Raw genomic sequence first — 15965 nt, 5'->3', positions numbered from 1 at the left:
GGTACAGGCACCACAACTCCAAGTTGTCGAGCAATGCAGTTTGAACGGTACGGGCCGTACGGTAGCTTGAATAAAACGTCTTCCTAGAAAGACTGATTTTTTTTGGAATAGGGGAGCAGCATGAAGGTCAAGACACAACTATTTTCTGCGTTCGCGGCTCTTGCCGTTCTGGTGGCAATCGTGGCTGCCATGACGTGCTATCAGCTGAACGCACTCAGTACGAAGTTCGGCAATTTTGAACTCGGTCTTTATCTCCGGTCGAAACTGGTAGCCGCGGTGCAGTTGGCTGTCGAGCAAAGAGCCGTTGCCGCGCGTAACTTGGTGCTTGCGGATACGGACGCAGACCGGCGCACCGCTGCGGACGCCGTTGGCAAAGCCCATGCGGCCGTGCAAAGTCAGCTTACGCGCTTGGAAGAAGAGGCCAAGAATGGCCCCGATGCAACCGACCAGACGCGCGCCCTGGTAGGCGCCATTCGCGCGGTGGAGAACAAGTATGGCCCCGTTGCACTGGCCATCGCGCAGTTGGCTGAAAGCGGCCATCGCGATGCCGCAGTCGACAAGATCAATCGAGAGTGCGTGCCGCTGCTTGCTGCCCTGGACAAGGCCGTTGAAGCGTATGACACGTTCGTATCCGCCCGATCGGGCGCTGCGGTGGAGGCGGCGCGGACGTACGCAACCACAGCGATGTGGATTGCATTGGCGGTGGGGCTTTTTGCGTTTGCAATGGCCGGTGTGCTTGGCGTTGCTATTGCACGGAGCGTGCTGGGCGCCCTGGGCGCTGAACCTTCGCGGCTGGCAGCCATTGCGACTTGCATCGCCGGCGGTGATTTTCGTGCACAGGAGGACTTCAGCGTTGCGCCCAGTGGAAGCGTGCTGTCGTCAATGAAGCAGATTTGCCAGGGGCTAGGGACGCTCATCGGTCGGGTGGGCGATGCGGCGCAGTCGGTTTCTGCTGGCTCCAGTCAGATCGCCAGTGGCAACGTTGATTTGTCGAGCCGTACGGAAGAACAAGCCTCGGCACTGGAGCAGGTCGCCTCCAGCGTGGAAGAGTTGACCACGACGGTCCAACAGAATGCCGCTAATGCGCGGGAGGCTGCCACCCTCGCTATTAGTGCCTCAGACGTTGCCAAGCAAGGCAGCGATGAGGTGGACAACATGGTTGAGACCATGGGCAAGATCAGTACAGGCTCGGTGCGCATCAACGAGATTACGGGCCTTATCGAAGGGATCGCCTTCCAGACCAATATCCTCGCGCTCAACGCCGCGGTCGAAGCCGCACGTGCCGGCGAGCAAGGTCGAGGTTTTGCGGTCGTCGCCAGCGAGGTCCGCACGCTTGCCCAGCGCTCGTCTTCTGCGGCGAAGGAAATCAAGGGGCTGATCGAGTCATCCCTTGCGTATGTGCGCGAAGGCGACGTCGCCGTGGGGCGTGCTGGGCAAACCATGCGGTCCGTCACTACGGCGGTGGGCAACGTAACACGGCTCATCGAAGACATCGCATCTGCCAGTGCCGAGCAAAGCCAGGGAATTGCCCAGATCCATATGGCGGTTTCGGAAATGGACCAGATGACGCAGCGCAATGCGGCGCTGGTCGAAGAGGCGGCCGCAGCATCGCAGGCATTGGAAGAGCAGGGCAGCCTGCTGGCGGAGTCCGTCAAGCATTTCCAGGTTGCCTAGCGCGTATGGATCAGAGCGCTAGGTGGTTGTTCTTTGCTTGATGTCAGGCATCTGTGCCAACGAAACGAGAGAGAGCAACGCATGAAACACGCGAACCGCTGACGCCCGTGCCCGAAGGCACCCGCACCCGCATCCGCTCAAACTGCGCACCGCTGGCCCAGGTTCTGGTTTGTGTGATGGCCGCTGCCCTCTTTGCGGCGGTGATGTTCGACGTACTGAATGCAGATGGTTACCTGGCTGAGTGGTACTCGGCGGTTACCGGTGAGAAGTGGGCATGGGGCGGGCAAATGCATAATCCTGCCCTGCTCCCGCAGGTGAGCCGTTTGACGATGTGTGCACTGGTTGCTATCAGCGAGATCGAAATGTCGATAAGACGGGAGAAATGATGCCTAGATGGTTAATCCAGCACTTCTTCGGCTGTGCGATACACGTGCTCGTCGTACCCGGCCGCAAAAGGCATCTCAGCTATTCGTACAGCGGATTTGTTTGTACAGGAGCGACCGATGCGATGACCTATCCTCGCCTGGAGCGCTTCCATAACACGTCGGCCGACTTCGATTCGGCGGATGCTGCCATCGCCGCTGGAATTGGGAACGGAAAGGCCATCGCTGCGCGCTTGCTTGCATTGGCAACCGAGGAAAACGCGCCGTGTTTTACCGCCAGCATGCTGCGGTCCGCGACGTCGCGCTCTGGCGGGCAGCCGGATGGTGGTTAAGCAACGGAGCGAGTAAGTCAGCGCCATAGCTTACGGCTACGCAGCCGCCGTCCGCTCCCGGCCATTTGCAGCCACTCAGGTAGCCCAAAGCATTGAGAGCGAGATGACAGCACACCATATCGCGATTCCAAGCAGCGAAAGGCGCTTGTTCCTGCTCCAGAGGTATTCAGTCAGACTTTGAGGCCGCTCCGGACGATATGCCCACCACATCCAGACGAAGCCCAACGAGCCCACCTGAAGCAGGCCTGCACCAATGCCGCTTACCCAACGGAACGAGTCAGCGCCCCTTACGACTACACGGACAGCCAGCGAGATATCCGCAACGGCAAGAACGCCTGCACACAACAGCACTAAGCGAGGCGTACTTTTGATGATGGACATGACCTTCAATCCTCGAAACTGGGTTGCTGCCCGACTGGAAGACTGAGACTAACAGCCGATACGAGCAGCTTCAGCTATTGATATTCGCGTCAACTTTAGCCGTTCCTTCAGTCACGCGTGTAGCTCCGTTGGACTGATCTCATTCGGCCAGAAGCGGGCGTAAAAGAAAATGAAATCTCGGAGGAGAAAAGGATGGGAATGCGTTATTGGGGGGCAGCAATCATCGTGGCGGATCGGTCGTTACAAGTCGTTGCCGACGAGCTAAACATGTTCTTAGCGCCTCTGGCGCTTGTCGAGACTGACCTATTTGACGAGGTGCCAGGATACATTGCAGCGGCAGACGGTTTGAAGTTTGAGCTTCAAGGGCCGCCAGATGATGCAGATGACAAGAGCTATTACTACTTCAACTTTGTCTGTCACGCGGAAGGCCTGAACTCACTGCCAAATGCTCTTGGCAATCTAGCGAATGCCGCCTCGCTTGAGACGGAAACCGCACCTCTGCGACGCTCGTCCACGTTCCTATGTGAAAGGCTAAGGGCAACTACGACGTTGGTATGTGATGCAGCCTAAATTGTCCGCTGCCGGCCAGAAGCGGTCAGGTGCTAGATAGAAAAAATCACTCGATGAAACTCGAAGTCGAAGGTAAAGCCAGTATCAGCGATGCAACGCCAGCGCAGATTGCGAGAGCGATTCGGTCGCTCAAAAGCTATGGCCGGTCCTCCTATGCTTCCTTGACGAACGAGTCAGGCAACTACGTGCAGGTCGCAGGTGGTGGCGTAAGCTGCATGGTCGAGCTATTCGACGCGTCAGCGGAGGTTCGCTCCAGGGCGTTTCACGACAAGCCTAACGCCGGCCGCCCACATGGAACCGTTCTTGTATTCGGAGCAGGCAACCTTCCGATGCTGTCCGACGAGTGGTTCATGGCGAATCAGGTTGTCGAGATTTTTCTTGCGTTCTGTGCCAACGCGCCATTTCCGAGCTACGTCGGCTGGCGTCCGGCACGATAGCTCTAACTGTCAGTCAGGCCGTCTTTCGGCCAATAGCTGATATTCGGTCCTTGACCGGTGGGGAGGGCGAACGATGAGCATACTCAAAGAAGTTCAAGACGCCTGGGGTTGGACCGGCATCAAGCCGGTGGAACTGGTAGACGAGAACGACTTCGGCAATCTCATCATCAAGGACGTGCACAGACAGTGCTGGCGACTCTGCCCGGAAGATTGCTATTGCGAGGTAGTCGCGCCAGACCAAGCAGCGTTTGAGGTACTGGCCGCTGATAGTGAGTTTTTGGTGGACTGGCAGATGAGTGTCCTGAAGGATCAAGCAACGCAACAGCTCGGGGCGCTCTCCGCGGGCCGGAAGTTCTGTCTCAAGATCCCGGGCATACTCGGCGGCGAGTACGGTGGCGATAATCTAGGAACGATCTCGCTCGAAGAACTCATCCGTGTCTCTGGCGACCTAGCTCATCAAATTGCCAGTCTTCCGGATGGGACAACGGTTAAGCTTTCGGTCATTGACTGAGAAAACATGTCAGCTACCCGTCTTGCCAGTCTCATTACTTCTGCGGCATTCTTGATTGCCACTTGCGCATACGCTGATTCCTCTGCGCCGTCGCAACGTAGCTCTGCCTCCAGCGAGTCAACTAAAGGATATTTCCCCCGTTACGCGGCCGCAGGTGCACAGGAACGGGCCCTATTTTGCTTTTACGCCCTGGCGAATAGAAGGTCCGCGTTGACGAACGCCGGCACGGAGCACGGCGGTCTGACTCGGGCAGAAGCTGAAGCAGCGTGGCCTGATATCGACAATGCTGATACCCAAAGCTTCGTGTATGGCCAGATCGCTCGTACGCTCGGGCCGGACACCTTTGATGCTGCCGACAGAGCGGCCGTGGAAGCCGCAATCTCGGTTAGCCAAGAAGATCCCGAACATGTACGTCAGCACGAAGAACAGCTTGCTAACGTGTGTGGAACCGCGATTTACGATGCCCTGAAAGCGAGAGGTGTGCCGATCGAGAAGATCGAAACGATATACAGGGACGGCGCGGCCAAGGATAGAGCGTATTTCAAGGCAAGTTTCATAGAGCAAGCCACGAAGCCATTTCATCCCTGACCCCGTCCGCTTCCGGCCAAGATTGGTCATTCAATGAGGGCGCTTCATGACATCGCGCATTACATCTTCCACTGTGCCGTCGGCAGCGTCTGATTTCCTTCGGACGTTTATCGGTGCAAGGATTTCACAGCTAGTTCGCTATAGCTGGTGGCCAGCTATGGACGCAGCCCTCAACTGCAACGTTGAAGACGAACAAGCTTTCTCACTGACGGCAGGACCGTTGGCGATCCACTTTGAAGACGGTCGAATCGTCGGGATGGCCAGTGAACCGGCCCTCAACTCGGTCATCGTCTGGGACGAACGGCGCCCTGAAACTGACAGGCTGGGTCCTCCTCTAGATAAGGATAGCGAACTCTTTCCGATCCTGGCCTCGGATGAGCGCTTTTCGACAAAAGAGTGGTCGAAGCTCGCTGGACTGACTTTGAGCGCGCTATCAATCTTGAAGAGGAAGACGATGAACGCCAAGCAGAGCACACGCCCAAGTGAGGTCGGCTTGCGCTTGATGCTGGACGGAGGTGTTAGCCTCATTGCATCACATGGGCTGCTCGATGGTTCCGATGATTTTTCTGTGCTGCTAGGCTCGGATCTTATTACTGCTGAGCTTGACGAATTTGCACTGGGCTAGACGCCGTCCGCTTGCGGCCAGAAGCGGTCGTCTGGACAGCTAAATTCCTTCCAACGAGTTGATTAGAACGCCCGACGCAACCGCCACTGGAGGGAAGCATTGATTGCGCTGCATAGGAATGCCTGCATATGAGAACTGATAAGAAGGCCCTTCAATTCGCCGGGAAGATTCTCGTCAGGTGCGCATTGGTGGGGATACTTTTTTCCACCAGCGCATACGTATTTAAGCATGCCGCGTTCCCAGTGCTGTTGGCAGTGTTCTCGATACCAGTCGCTGTTGGGTTAGTACTTGTTGGGGTTGTTGTTCTTTCGCCAGGGCGGGGCCAGGGAGAGACTGACACGAAGAAGTCGTGATGGCCGACAAAATGTCGGTCCGCTCGCGGCCAAAAGCGGCCCAGTCAGGCCGCAACCCAGCATTGCGGACGTTGATTGCCCATTCTAGGGATAGGAAAGGTTCAGTTCGCCCGCTAAGGTTTGCCGAATTGCATATCTGTTAGGACGTGAATGCACATCATTGTTCGCTTTGCCCGCATAGTGGCACTTCTCCTTTTTGTACTTGCGGTACCGGCCATACTCATCACTATCGGCAGTCGATATACCGGCGACCGTGTTTACATTCTGAATAGCACTAGTTGCAGTGTGGCGGTCATAGAAGAACATGATGGGCATCGTGCCAACCCCGGGGAATCGACCTTAATCAAGTCGGGCGTCGTCAACCAGACGCCCACCATGATGATCCGCGTCGGTTCGACGGTTTGGTTTGGCGGACTTCATTTCAGCCAAGAGAAGCTTCGACTACGAGACCACGACGATGTCTTGATTCCGCGTATATGGCGTCAAGCATCCTCTTTCGGGACAACACTAACGTACGAAATTACTTCTGACAGAGAGTTGCGGCTCAAAGCGCCAAGGGGCGAGTCGTCAGCGCCGCAGCCCTTGGGGCTCCCATTGAAAGCACCTGCACAGGCTCTGGTGGATAGGTGTGGCAATGCGCCTCCACGCCAATGAAGGCCGACCGTCGGTTTCCGGCCAACTGCGGCCGGTCGTCGATTCCGCAGACTGACGATTTGAAAGACTGCTTTGCAGCTCAGACCTGACACCGGACACAGATCATCCTTTCACCCAAGAGGAGCAAACGAAAAGTCGCGAATAATTCAACGACATTTAAGTCGCTACATCCCGACGGTGCGCCGGCGCACGCCCAACAATCCGTCATTCGTCGCCACTGGATTGTTGGGCGCTAATCGCTCATCGCGGCTGTAACGGTCCGGGCTTCAAAGTCCCAACTCGCTCAGTCCCGGATGATCGTCCGGCCGACGGCCCAATGGCCAGTGATACTTGCGCTCGGATTCCTTGATCGGCATGTCGTTGATGCACGCATAGCGACGTTGCATAAGGCCATCCTCGCCGAACTCCCAGTTCTCGTTGCCGTAGGAGCGGAACCAGTTGCCAGAGTCGTCGTGCCATTCGTAGGCGTAGCGCACGGCAATGCGATTTCCGCCGAACGCCCACAGTTCCTTGATCAGACGATACTCATGCTCCTTCTTCCATTTGCGCTCGAGGAACGCCTGCGCCTCCGCGCGATTGTTCGCGAACTCTGCGCGATTGCGCCATTTCGTGTCGAGCGAATAGGCGAGCGCGACCTTGGCGGCATCGCGCGAATTCCAGCCATCTTCTGCGAGACGAACTTTCTCGATGGCCGTCTCCAGCGTGAAGGGCGGAAGCGGCGGACGAACTGCTGCGGGTGAAGTCATTTCGGATCTCCTTGTGGGGGACAGCGCGTTGTTGGTGCTCGACGTGGAGCGCGGCCCCGTCATCGTGCAACCCGAGAGGGCAAGGCCGCCCGAAGCAAGCGCGGCACCGGTGCTCAGTAAGAATTTTCGTCTTTGCAACATGGGTTCAGAACGGCTTGGTCGGCAGATACTTGCCGTTAAGCGTGATGACGGCACGCTCGCCACCTTCCGGGTCCGGAACCTTCTGGATATCGAGTTTGAAGTTGATCGCGCTGATGATGCCGTCGCCGAATTTCTCGTGAACCAGCGCCTTCAACGTCGAGCCGTACACCTGCACCATTTCGTAGAAGCGGTAGACGGTGGGATCGGTCGGCACGCCACCCGGAATGCTGCCGCGCACGGGAATGGTTTGCAGCAGGCGAACAGCGTCGTCGTCGAGCCCGAGGCGTTCGGCGACCAGCTTCGCCGCATTCTCCGGCAGCGCATGCTGACCAAGTAGCGCGGCTGTCGTGTATGCGAGGCTCAGGCCCGTGCCCTCGTTGATGGCTTCGAACGTGAGGTTCTTGCGCACCTTCGCATCGACGATCGTTTCCGTCAGAGCTTCGCGTGCGTTCGGTGTGACTTGCGATTGGGTCATGATGTTGCTCCTTCAGTAAATCAACCTAGTGAGATCGGCAGTCGGTGTGACGAGCCGGGAATCAGAGCGCAGCCACGCACTCGATGGGCGTCGCGGTGACATCGGGATGCGCGGCGAGCGGCACGAACTGGCGAGTCGCGGCGTCGAGCGCGTCGATCGAGCCGGATTCGATGTCGTAGACCCATCCGTGCAAATTGAGGCGGCCTTGCGCGAGTCCCAGTGCAACGGAGGGGTGGGTCTTGAGGTTGTCGAGCTGTGCGATGACGTTCTCGCGCACCATTGAGTCGACGCGCTCGCGCTCGCCTGCATGTTCACGCGCCTCGTTGACGAGCCTCGCCGAGTCGGCGTAGCGCAGCCAGTTGGCGACCGCGGGCATATGGTCGAGGCACTTGCACGTCGCGACGGCCGTCATCGCGCCGCAGTCCGAGTGGCCGCATATCACCACATCCGTCACGCCGAGCGCGGCCACCGCATATTCGACCGTTGCCGACACACCGCCGGGCTCAGGACCGAACGAAGGCACGATGTTGCCGGCATTGCGGATCACGAACAGATCGCCCGGTTCGCGCTGCGTGACCAGTTCGGGAACCATGCGACTATCGGAACAGGAAATGAACAGTGTGCGCGGCGTCTGACTGGTGGCCAGCTTGCGGAACAACTCCCTGCGCGCGGGCATGATGTCCCGCTGAAACTTCAGAAAACCGTCGATGATCTCTTGCATGGTCAGCTCCATTCAATCTGGCGTTCGTCGCGGTGTCGCTCAGTGCGGTGCGTTGGACAGAGAATGGACCCGTTCCGTCATAGTGTCCAAGACGGGTTTATGATGATCACCATAGGCAACACCAATAGCCATCGGGAACGAGGAGATTCGCCATGCTGTTGCGTCATATCCGTTACTTCCTGGCCGTCGCGGAACACCGCAATTTCACACGCGCCGCCGAGGCGCTGCACGTTTCGCAGCCCACGCTGTCACAGCAGATACGGCAACTGGAAGACACGCTGCGCACTCAGCTCCTAGACCGTTCGGGGCGGAACGTGCAACTCACGGATGCCGGCGCGGCGTGGATGCGCTATGCGAAGCTCGCGCTACAGGATCTAGATGCGGGCGTGCGGGCGATACATGACGTCGGCGAACTGAGCCGCGGCAATTTGCGCCTTGCGGTGACACCGACCTTCACGGCATATCTCGTAGGGCCTGTGATCGATCGCTTTTATGGCCTGCATCCCGGCATCGCGATCGACATTCAGGAAATCACGCAGGATCAGATCGAAGCGCAACTCGCCGACGACAGGCTCGACGCCGGCATCGCGTTCGAGCCCGTCCACACTGCGGAAATCGAAAGCGAGCCGTTGTTTCGCGAGACGCTGAGCCTCGTCGTCGGCGGCGACCATACGCGCGCGACGCGCCGCAAGCCGCTGTCCGCGCAGGACTTCGCCAACGAACGGCTGGTGCTGCTGAACAAGGCGTTCGCGACGCGGCGTTACATCGACGAATACTGCGCGAAGAACCAGATCCGCCCGCAGGTTGCCATCGAGGTCAGTTCGATCAGTGCGATCGTCGAGATCGTGCGGCGTGGGCAGCTCGCAACCATACTGCCCGATGGCATCGCGCGCGAGCATACCGAGCTGCACCCCGTGCTGCTCGACCCGCCGCTGCAGGCGCGCACGGCTGTGCTGCTGCAACGCAAGGACGCGTATCGGACGGCGGCGAGCAAGGCCTTCGTCCAGGTGTTGACGGAATTGACGAAGAACTTCCGACGCTGATGGAGATCGCGTACGTGACGCGCAAAGCGAAGAGAGCAACACGCAACGCGCGCCTCGTTAACTCCGACACCTGCGATGCCGACACCACGGCGTGGGTTGTTGCGAAGCGACGTGCCGTCGCCACACGAAGTGCTCGAACAGCAGCGGCACGTCTTCGCGGCGCTCGCGCAACGGCGGCAGCCCGATCTGCGCAACGTACAGCCGATACAGCAGATCCGCGCGAAAAACGCCTTCGGCGGCCAGCGCCACGAGATCGGCCTTCGATGCCGCGATCACGCGGCAATCGACGGGATCGACTCGTTCGCGCCGAGCCGTTCCAGCGTGCGTTCCCAAGACAAGCTGCGGCGTCACAAGGTAACGTCGCCGAGGTGAGCGATGCGCTCGGCATGTCGAAAAAGACGCTGTATCACGAGCTGCGTCAGCTGAAGAGCATGACCGTACGGTGGGCCACGCGCTCCGCACTAGGAAGCAATTGCTACATCAGCCAAGTTATTCGAGTCCACTTGTCCGCTTCCAGCCAGGAGCGGTCCCTCATTGCTTCCATCGCCAAGAGTTCACCTCCGGAAAGCGTTGAACAGCTTCCGGAGGCATAAGAATGCCGCGACACTTCCGTGCGAAGCGGGTGCATACCGGGCTCCCGCACCCGCAATTGACTCAGCGGCCAACCGATTGAGTTGGTCTCGAGAGGGGGATCAGCAAAGAGGTTGGCGTTCAAAGCTGCATCGCAGCAAGGGCTTGGTCTCGCATTTTTCCCGCCGCCGATTAGTTTCGGATACGTCTCGCCCCGTAAGGCTTTGCGGGTCGCCGTCGCAGCTTGTATCCGGAACTAATCAAGCGCTGTATCCGCAACTAATCGATCGTTTCAAGATCAGTTCTAGCGCGCGCCAAGGTTGTCCACAGCACCGCCCAAACCGCATACGGAAATTGACGCAACCGCTTGATGCACAAGGAGTTGTTGCACGATGTAACGGCCGGCGGGCTGTGGATAACGTCCGCTCCATGGAGACGGTTCTGCTTGGCGGCACGTTTGCCGAAAACCGTCAAGCCCTTTGTTATGCCGGGGTTCCACGGCATGGCGGGTTATGCACAGAACATGTGGATAAGTCTGTGGGAAACCGCATCCGACCCGCATGGCGACGGCTTTTGGTCGGTGTTGCTCGCGAATTCGGCACCCGGCGTGTTCGTGAGCCTTGCTTCAGAGAAAGATCATCGAGCAACGTTTGATTACAACCTGATACAGCACCACGGCCCGCCGTTGACCAGACTTCCGGCATGCGACCACGGGTCGCAACCGATCATTGAAGGAGAACAACATGGCTCGGTTACTGACGATTCTGCTGGCCGGCGCGACGCTGCTGACGGCCACCGGTTGTGCTGACATGACGGCGCGCCAACGCAATACCGCCATTGGTGCGGGCGTGGGCGGCTTGGCCGGTGCGGCGCTGATTGGCGGTCCTGGCGCAACGCTGGGCGGCGCGGCACTGGGTGGTCTGGTGGGTAACGTGTCGACGCGCTGATCACGCATCGCCAAATAAAAAACGGCCCCACGTTGCCAACGTTGGGGCCGTTTTTTTACGCCTGCGCGCGGCTGTGCGCACGCAGTAACGCGTCGATTGCCGGCACCTCAAGCGGTCGGCCAAATAGAAAACCCTGCACTTCATCGCATGCATGCGCGGCCAGGAAGGCCGACTGCTCGGGCGTTTCCACGCCTTCTGCCGTTACCGTCATGTTCAGCGCACGGGCCATCGCGATGATGGTCTTGGTGAGTGCCACGCAGTCGGCCACCGCCGGCACACCGCTGATGAACGAGCGATCAATCTTGATGTTGTGGATCGGCAGGCTGCGCAGGTACGACAACGACGAAAAGCCGATGCCGAAATCGTCGAGCGAGATGCGCACGCCGCGTGCGGTCAGGCTCATCAGCAGGCGCTGCGTGGATAGCCGATCGGCCAGCAGCACGCTTTCGGTCAACTCCAGTTCCAGCCGCGACGGCGTCAGCCCGGACGCTTCGAGCGCTTCATCCACATCGCGCTCGATCACACCCGCATCGCACTGGCGCGCGGAGACATTGACCGAGATGCGCCCGGTAAAGCCAAAGTTGCGCTCCCACGCTTGCCCCTGCGCGCACGCCTGCATGAGTGCCCAGCGGCCGAGTTCGAGGATGTAGCCCGATTCTTCTGCCACGGCGATGAACTCGGTGGGCGAGACCGCGCCAAGCTCCGGGTCCGACCATCGCATCAGGGCTTCCACAGCCACGAGTTCGCCCGAGGCGAGCGCATATTTGGGTTGATACACCAGCCGCACCTGGCCGCGAGCGAGGGCGCGCCGCATGCGCTCGTTGAGCGTGAAGCGACGCAGCATTTGCGTTTCGAGCGCCCGCGAATACCGCGCGACGCGGTTGCGGCCGTTTTCCTTGGCGCGGTACATGGCCGCTTCTGCATGGCTGACCAGCGTGGCCGCGTCGCCGCCGTCGTCCGGGAACCTCGCCACGCCAATGCTGGCGGACAAGTGCAACTCGCGGTCGCCGCCGGTAAAGGGTTTGGCCAGCGCTTCCAGGACTTGCTGGCTCAGCGAGTCGGCCGCATCCGGGTCGTCGATGGCGACGCAGAACTGGTCGCCACCCAGCCGCGCCACCAGAGCGCGCTGTCCGGCCTCGGCGCGGATGCGTTGTGCCGCCAGGTTCAACACCTGGTTGCCGATGTGGTGGCCCATCGCTTCGTTCACGGTCTTGAAGTGGTCCAGGCCGATGTACAGAAGCGCGGCTTGACCGGTGGATGGCAACGTCAGGCGCGCATCCAGTCGCTCGATGAAGGCCGCGCGATTGGGCAGCCCGGTCAGCGAATCCTTGGTCTCCAGCAGACGCAGCTGCTCAACGGTTGAGCGCTCGGCCGTGATGTCGCTGAAGATGACGAGCACCGCGTGTGGCGAGGCGCTGTCCGGCGAGAACATCGGCAGCACCGACTCGCGCAGCCACACGATCTGCCCGTTTGCGGCAGGCACGCCCACCACCACATTGCTAATGGCGCGCCCCGTGCGGGCGGCCAGCGTGGTCGGCCATGCGGCGCGCGGCAGGATCGCGCCATCTTCGCCGAGCACCATGTCGCTTAGCGCCATGCGCGGCCGGCCTTTCCACGACGTGCCGGATAGCCGCAGGATTTCTGCCGCGCTGCGGTTGTACGACAGCACGCGACCGTCGGTGGACAGCGTCAGCACACCCTCGCTCAGATGATTGACGACCAGCCGGTATTGATCGCGCAATTCACGCGCCTGACGGTATTCGGTCTCCAGGCGCAGCAGCTTTGCCAGCGCGCCGACGATGCTGCCGCACGCGTGACGCAAGGGAGCATCGTCAACAGTGCTGACATTGGGCGCGGCATAGAACAAGCACAGCAGATCGTCACCGAGCGCCGCGCCGCCTTGCTGAGCGGGGAGGCGGCACAGCCATGCTGGCAGCGCCGTGCCGAGCGCGCGACCGAGCGTTTCGCGCAAGGCTGGGGACGCGTTCGGCAGACGGATCAGTTCAATCGGCGCCAGATCGTTCAGCAACGGCGCGATGTGGGATAGTTCGACATCCGGGTCGTTCTGCCCAAGGGCTGGCTCACGGTGGGTCAACTGCGCGCGCGCGGCTTGCGTGCCATAGATCCGCGCCCGTCCGGACACCACGCGCACCACCACGCATAGCGAGCTGGGTAGCGCCGCTTCAAGCGCGCGCAGCGCGGCATGCAGCCGTTCCCCCAGCGATGCGGCCGACGGCAGTGTGGACAGCAGATGGTCGAGATGTTCGTGCGGTAGCGCTGCGCCAATCGCCTCCGCGCTCAGCAGGCGCTCGCCCGCCTTGCCGGGCAGTTGCGCATCGAGTGGCAGCGGCAACCCGTGCACGACGACCTGCTGCGCGGGCAGGCCATCAAAGCGCGTGGGCGTGACGGTCAGCCGCACCCCCACCGGTTTGCTGGCGGCATCCAGAGAAATGAGTGAGGTGAGTTGCGCTGCTGACATGCCGGTCGAGGCGGGCATATCGATGTCGGCTTCGACGTGGTCGGTTGCGCTGAGCCAGGCCGGCACATCCAGGAAGAAGCGCGAGAAGGGCTCGCCCAGCAACTGATCAGCCGACAGCGCACGCACCATGCAAACGCCCGCCGCATTGGCATACACAATGCGGCCCTCCAGGACGACATAGAGCGGAACGGGCAGGCTTTGCGCCGACAGCGGGTAGGAAAGTTCGTCTTGCATCCCACGCTCCAACCAAGAGGTTGCCCAGGATACTGCCCCACGCAAGCCGCGCGCCGCGAGACGGGGGCTAGCCGGCAGAGGGCGGGGCAATGCCATTCATGATGCGCAAAAGTTGTGAGTCGCGCAAATTGTTAGTTTGTGGTCGATACAACACATTGGGGCGATTTTAGTGACGGTCCAGCGCCCGGCTGGCAACGCGCCCGTTAAAGCGGTTGGCATTGAATCGTTTGCCGTAGGCGCAGATTCAGTTCTATCTGAGGGTTTTTGGCGCAGAGAAACACCGCTCGATCCGGCGCGGTGTGCATTCCCGTCCAATGGCACACATCAATACATACGTGCCCATTGTCACGACGAAATCGACGCTGATGCATTCGATTGAACGTTCTGGAAAGAAACGGGTCGTGGTCCCAAACAAGACGCGTCCCCGCAGGGCAAAAACTAAAAGCAGAGCGTCAAAGCGGCGTGGCAAGCGCGGGTTCATCGGTGTCTCATCCAACGGTCAGCCAAGGCGTGCACTGCGTTGAACTGCCTTTTCTGCCGGTCGCAAATCGACATGCGGTGTCTACGAAAAAGGGCTTTTGATGTCGCGCTCCGGGTTGGATGCATTCGGTATAGCGTGCACGCGTGACTGCGTGTGTGGTACGTCGGCGATGCCGAGCAATGGCGCTGATGATGCGGGTCGCGTTGCCGGAATTGCGGGACCCGGTTGCCCTTGCTATGGTGATTGCACTGATGAAATGCAGTGCGACATCGGTTTGAGGCCATCGCGTGACGGCGTACGTTAATCCGATGCATCAATCGGACTTTTCGGGTGCAATGCTTAGCAGTCGATGTACCTGAATTGGTTTGACACGGAGTTGAACGCTTGATGGCCCCTCAGGTTGTAAGCTCAAGAATGTTGAAATTTCATTTCAGTTATGAATACAATTGATCTAATATCTGATCCACACCAGACTTTATCGGGAGCGCATATGGCGACATACAAGGAATTGATTGCACAAAAGGCTAAGTTGGAAGAGCAGATTGAAAACGCTCGCGCCAAGGAACTGGAAACCGTGATCCAGCAAGTGCGCCAGACGGTTGCCGAATACGGCCTGTCGGCTGAGGATCTGGGCCTGGCACCGCGCCGTGGCCGCCGTGCCGGTTCCAAGGCTCCGGTACCGGCCAAGTACCGTGATCCGAAGACGGGTGCAACGTGGTCGGGCCGCGGCCGTGCGCCGGCCTGGATCGGCAAGAACCGCGACAAGTTCCTGATCGCCTGATCTGACTGACCGCGCCCAGTGCGCGTCAAGCTCGGATGGCCCACCCTACGGTGGGCCGTTTTCATTGGCGCGCGCGATCCACGTTCCTGTATAACAACGGCATGACGCCTCGCCTGCCCAAATACCTTGAACTGGCCGACCGCATCCGGCTCGACATCCTGCACGGCGCATTGCCCGCCGGCAGCGTTGCGCCCAGCGAGAACGAAGTCGCCCAGCGCTACGGCGTCTCGCGGCTGACTGCGCGCCGCACGCTCAATGAACTGGCGGCACGTGGGCTGCTCAAGCGCTCGCGCGGGCAACGCAGTGTGGTGCTCGATCGCGTGGGGCCGCATCGGCCGGTGCTGTATGCGCCGGGCCAGTCCGACGCGGCGCTCGAGTATGTGCCCGGCGCCGTCTATACGGTGAGCGTGTTCCGTGTGGAGCAGGCTGATGAAACCGTCGCCACCGCGCTGGGTTTGGAGGTGGGTGCGCAAGTGGCCTTCGTGGAGCGCCGCGCGCAGGTGGGCGGCCAACCGATCATGCTGCTGCGCACGTGGCTGACCTCCCGGCTGGCCGCCATGCTGGAGGCGCGCGATTTTGAGGACCGCCTGTTCGTGCAGGTGTTCCAGCGCGCCAATCTGACCATCGCGCGTTCGCGCGAGGCGCCCCTGGCCTGCGTGGCCGATGCCCACCAGGCTGCCCAACTCGACGTAGCGATGGGCGTACCGCTGGTCCGCGTGCGCCGCATCGGCTATAGCGGCGCCGACGTGCCGATCTCCCTCACGTATTGCGATTTCTCGCCCGAGCGCTACACCCGCGAAGTCGACATCCGCGTGCTGCAGAACGACTGAACCGGCACT

17 protein-coding genes and 1 pseudogene are annotated in these 15965 nt (G+C 60.1%); 12 read left to right on the top strand and 6 right to left on the bottom strand.

All coding sequences use genetic code 11. The annotated features are described in order from the left end of the window. Positions 1-120: 120 nt before the first annotated feature. The 3 genes from ACN9M1_RS22925 (at position 121) to ACN9M1_RS22915 (ending at position 2389) form a co-directional block, all read left to right on the top strand. Positions 121-1674, top strand: a complete 1554-nt coding sequence (locus ACN9M1_RS22925; RefSeq protein ID WP_426399140.1) for a methyl-accepting chemotaxis protein — start codon at positions 121-123, stop codon at positions 1672-1674. 107 nt (positions 1675-1781) lie between these two features. Then, positions 1782-2060, top strand: coding sequence for a hypothetical protein (locus tag ACN9M1_RS22920; protein ID WP_426399139.1), 279 nt, complete (start codon positions 1782-1784; stop codon positions 2058-2060). A 122-nt stretch (positions 2061-2182) separates the two neighbouring features. Beyond that, positions 2183-2389, top strand: coding sequence for a hypothetical protein (locus tag ACN9M1_RS22915; RefSeq protein WP_426399138.1), 207 nt, complete (start codon positions 2183-2185; stop codon positions 2387-2389). Positions 2390-2464: 75 nt separating this feature from the next. On the opposite strand, the gene ACN9M1_RS22910 is transcribed toward ACN9M1_RS22915, so the two are convergent. Further along, positions 2465-2770, bottom strand: coding sequence for a hypothetical protein (locus ACN9M1_RS22910; RefSeq protein WP_426399137.1), 306 nt, complete (start codon positions 2768-2770; stop codon positions 2465-2467). A 192-nt stretch (positions 2771-2962) separates the two neighbouring features. Here ACN9M1_RS22910 and ACN9M1_RS22905 point away from each other — a divergent pair, with 192 nt between their 5' ends. The 5 genes from ACN9M1_RS22905 (at position 2963) to ACN9M1_RS22885 (ending at position 5501) form a co-directional block, all read left to right on the top strand. Then, on the top strand, positions 2963-3340 hold the full coding sequence (locus ACN9M1_RS22905) for a hypothetical protein (protein WP_426399136.1): 378 nt from the start codon (positions 2963-2965) through the stop codon (positions 3338-3340). Between the two features lie 53 nt (positions 3341-3393). Continuing rightward, on the top strand, positions 3394-3777 hold the full coding sequence (locus tag ACN9M1_RS22900; RefSeq protein WP_426399135.1) for a hypothetical protein: 384 nt from the start codon (positions 3394-3396) through the stop codon (positions 3775-3777). Between the two features lie 73 nt (positions 3778-3850). Continuing rightward, positions 3851-4288 (top strand): T6SS immunity protein Tdi1 domain-containing protein, encoded by a 438-nt coding sequence (locus ACN9M1_RS22895; RefSeq protein WP_426399134.1) that lies wholly within the window; start codon positions 3851-3853, stop codon positions 4286-4288. 210 nt (positions 4289-4498) lie between these two features. Continuing rightward, positions 4499-4876, top strand: coding sequence for a hypothetical protein (locus ACN9M1_RS22890; protein WP_426399133.1), 378 nt, complete (start codon positions 4499-4501; stop codon positions 4874-4876). Positions 4877-5033: 157 nt separating this feature from the next. Then, positions 5034-5501, top strand: coding sequence for a hypothetical protein (locus ACN9M1_RS22885; protein ID WP_426399132.1), 468 nt, complete (start codon positions 5034-5036; stop codon positions 5499-5501). Positions 5502-6774: 1273 nt separating this feature from the next. On the opposite strand, the gene ACN9M1_RS22880 is transcribed toward ACN9M1_RS22885, so the two are convergent. The 3 genes from ACN9M1_RS22880 to ACN9M1_RS22870 all read right to left on the bottom strand — a co-directional run bounded on the left by ACN9M1_RS22880 (position 6775) and on the right by ACN9M1_RS22870 (position 8591). Continuing rightward, positions 6775-7254 carry a DUF1348 family protein gene (locus ACN9M1_RS22880; RefSeq protein ID WP_028362915.1) on the bottom strand — a complete coding sequence of 160 codons (480 nt, stop codon included), beginning with the start codon at positions 7252-7254 and terminating at the stop codon, positions 6775-6777. 145 nt (positions 7255-7399) lie between these two features. Next, complete coding sequence (gene cynS / locus ACN9M1_RS22875; RefSeq protein ID WP_124657387.1) at positions 7400-7870, bottom strand: cyanase; 471 nt, start codon at positions 7868-7870, stop codon at positions 7400-7402. 61 nt (positions 7871-7931) lie between these two features. After that, positions 7932-8591 carry a carbonic anhydrase gene (locus ACN9M1_RS22870; protein ID WP_426399131.1) on the bottom strand — a complete coding sequence of 220 codons (660 nt, stop codon included), beginning with the start codon at positions 8589-8591 and terminating at the stop codon, positions 7932-7934. 152 nt (positions 8592-8743) lie between these two features. On the opposite strand from ACN9M1_RS22870, the gene cynR reads away from it, so the two are divergent. Continuing rightward, positions 8744-9634 carry a transcriptional regulator CynR gene (cynR, locus tag ACN9M1_RS22865; protein WP_426399130.1) on the top strand — a complete coding sequence of 297 codons (891 nt, stop codon included), beginning with the start codon at positions 8744-8746 and terminating at the stop codon, positions 9632-9634. 46 nt (positions 9635-9680) lie between these two features. Here cynR and ACN9M1_RS22860 read toward each other — a convergent pair. Next, a pseudogene (locus ACN9M1_RS22860) lies at positions 9681-9963 on the bottom strand (sigma 54-interacting transcriptional regulator); the annotation flags it as partial. Positions 9964-10947: 984 nt separating this feature from the next. Between ACN9M1_RS22860 and ACN9M1_RS22855 the strand changes: the two are divergent. Further along, entirely contained in the window at positions 10948-11151 is a 204-nt protein-coding gene (locus ACN9M1_RS22855) for a hypothetical protein (protein WP_426399129.1), read from the top strand. A gap of 55 nt (positions 11152-11206) precedes the next feature. Here the strand turns inward: ACN9M1_RS22855 and ACN9M1_RS22850 are convergent, their stop codons facing one another. Next, on the bottom strand, positions 11207-13864 hold the full coding sequence (locus ACN9M1_RS22850; RefSeq protein ID WP_426399128.1) for a putative bifunctional diguanylate cyclase/phosphodiesterase: 2658 nt from the start codon (positions 13862-13864) through the stop codon (positions 11207-11209). Between the two features lie 971 nt (positions 13865-14835). Here ACN9M1_RS22850 and ACN9M1_RS22845 point away from each other — a divergent pair. Both ACN9M1_RS22845 and ACN9M1_RS22840 read left to right on the top strand, forming a co-directional pair. After that, the gene (locus ACN9M1_RS22845; RefSeq protein WP_426399127.1) at positions 14836-15126 is read left to right on the top strand and encodes an H-NS family nucleoid-associated regulatory protein; all 291 of its coding nucleotides are present in this window, start codon (positions 14836-14838) and stop codon (positions 15124-15126) included. A gap of 101 nt (positions 15127-15227) precedes the next feature. Next, the gene (locus tag ACN9M1_RS22840; protein WP_426399126.1) at positions 15228-15956 is read left to right on the top strand and encodes a GntR family transcriptional regulator; all 729 of its coding nucleotides are present in this window, start codon (positions 15228-15230) and stop codon (positions 15954-15956) included. Positions 15957-15965: the final 9 nt, after the last annotated feature.

The organism is Ralstonia sp. R-29 (assembly GCF_049913345.1).
Classification (GTDB): domain Bacteria; phylum Pseudomonadota; class Gammaproteobacteria; order Burkholderiales; family Burkholderiaceae; genus Ralstonia.
The sequence above is the reverse complement of the archived record's forward strand: the minus strand, read 5'-3'. Positions and strand labels throughout refer to the sequence as shown.

What these genes read in the sequence shown, in the direction of transcription:
- ACN9M1_RS22910 (WP_426399137.1), bottom strand. Translation starts at nt 2,770, where the DNA reads ATGTCCATCATCAAAAGTACGCCTCGCTTAGTGCTGTTGTGTGCAGGC.
- ACN9M1_RS22905 (WP_426399136.1), top strand. Translation starts at nt 2,963, where the DNA reads ATGGGAATGCGTTATTGGGGGGCAGCAATCATCGTGGCGGATCGGTCG.
- ACN9M1_RS22845 (WP_426399127.1), top strand. Translation starts at nt 14,836, where the DNA reads ATGGCGACATACAAGGAATTGATTGCACAAAAGGCTAAGTTGGAAGAG.
- ACN9M1_RS22855 (WP_426399129.1), top strand. Translation starts at nt 10,948, where the DNA reads ATGGCTCGGTTACTGACGATTCTGCTGGCCGGCGCGACGCTGCTGACG.
- ACN9M1_RS22840 (WP_426399126.1), top strand. Translation starts at nt 15,228, where the DNA reads ATGACGCCTCGCCTGCCCAAATACCTTGAACTGGCCGACCGCATCCGG.
- ACN9M1_RS22895 (WP_426399134.1), top strand. Translation starts at nt 3,851, where the DNA reads ATGAGCATACTCAAAGAAGTTCAAGACGCCTGGGGTTGGACCGGCATC.
- ACN9M1_RS22925 (WP_426399140.1), top strand. Translation starts at nt 121, where the DNA reads ATGAAGGTCAAGACACAACTATTTTCTGCGTTCGCGGCTCTTGCCGTT.
- ACN9M1_RS22885 (WP_426399132.1), top strand. Translation starts at nt 5,034, where the DNA reads ATGGACGCAGCCCTCAACTGCAACGTTGAAGACGAACAAGCTTTCTCA.
- cynR (WP_426399130.1), top strand. Translation starts at nt 8,744, where the DNA reads ATGCTGTTGCGTCATATCCGTTACTTCCTGGCCGTCGCGGAACACCGC.
- ACN9M1_RS22900 (WP_426399135.1), top strand. Translation starts at nt 3,394, where the DNA reads ATGAAACTCGAAGTCGAAGGTAAAGCCAGTATCAGCGATGCAACGCCA.
- ACN9M1_RS22915 (WP_426399138.1), top strand. Translation starts at nt 2,183, where the DNA reads ATGACCTATCCTCGCCTGGAGCGCTTCCATAACACGTCGGCCGACTTC.
- ACN9M1_RS22870 (WP_426399131.1), bottom strand. Translation starts at nt 8,591, where the DNA reads ATGCAAGAGATCATCGACGGTTTTCTGAAGTTTCAGCGGGACATCATG.
- cynS (WP_124657387.1), bottom strand. Translation starts at nt 7,870, where the DNA reads ATGACCCAATCGCAAGTCACACCGAACGCACGCGAAGCTCTGACGGAA.
- ACN9M1_RS22850 (WP_426399128.1), bottom strand. Translation starts at nt 13,864, where the DNA reads ATGCAAGACGAACTTTCCTACCCGCTGTCGGCGCAAAGCCTGCCCGTT.
- ACN9M1_RS22880 (WP_028362915.1), bottom strand. Translation starts at nt 7,254, where the DNA reads ATGACTTCACCCGCAGCAGTTCGTCCGCCGCTTCCGCCCTTCACGCTG.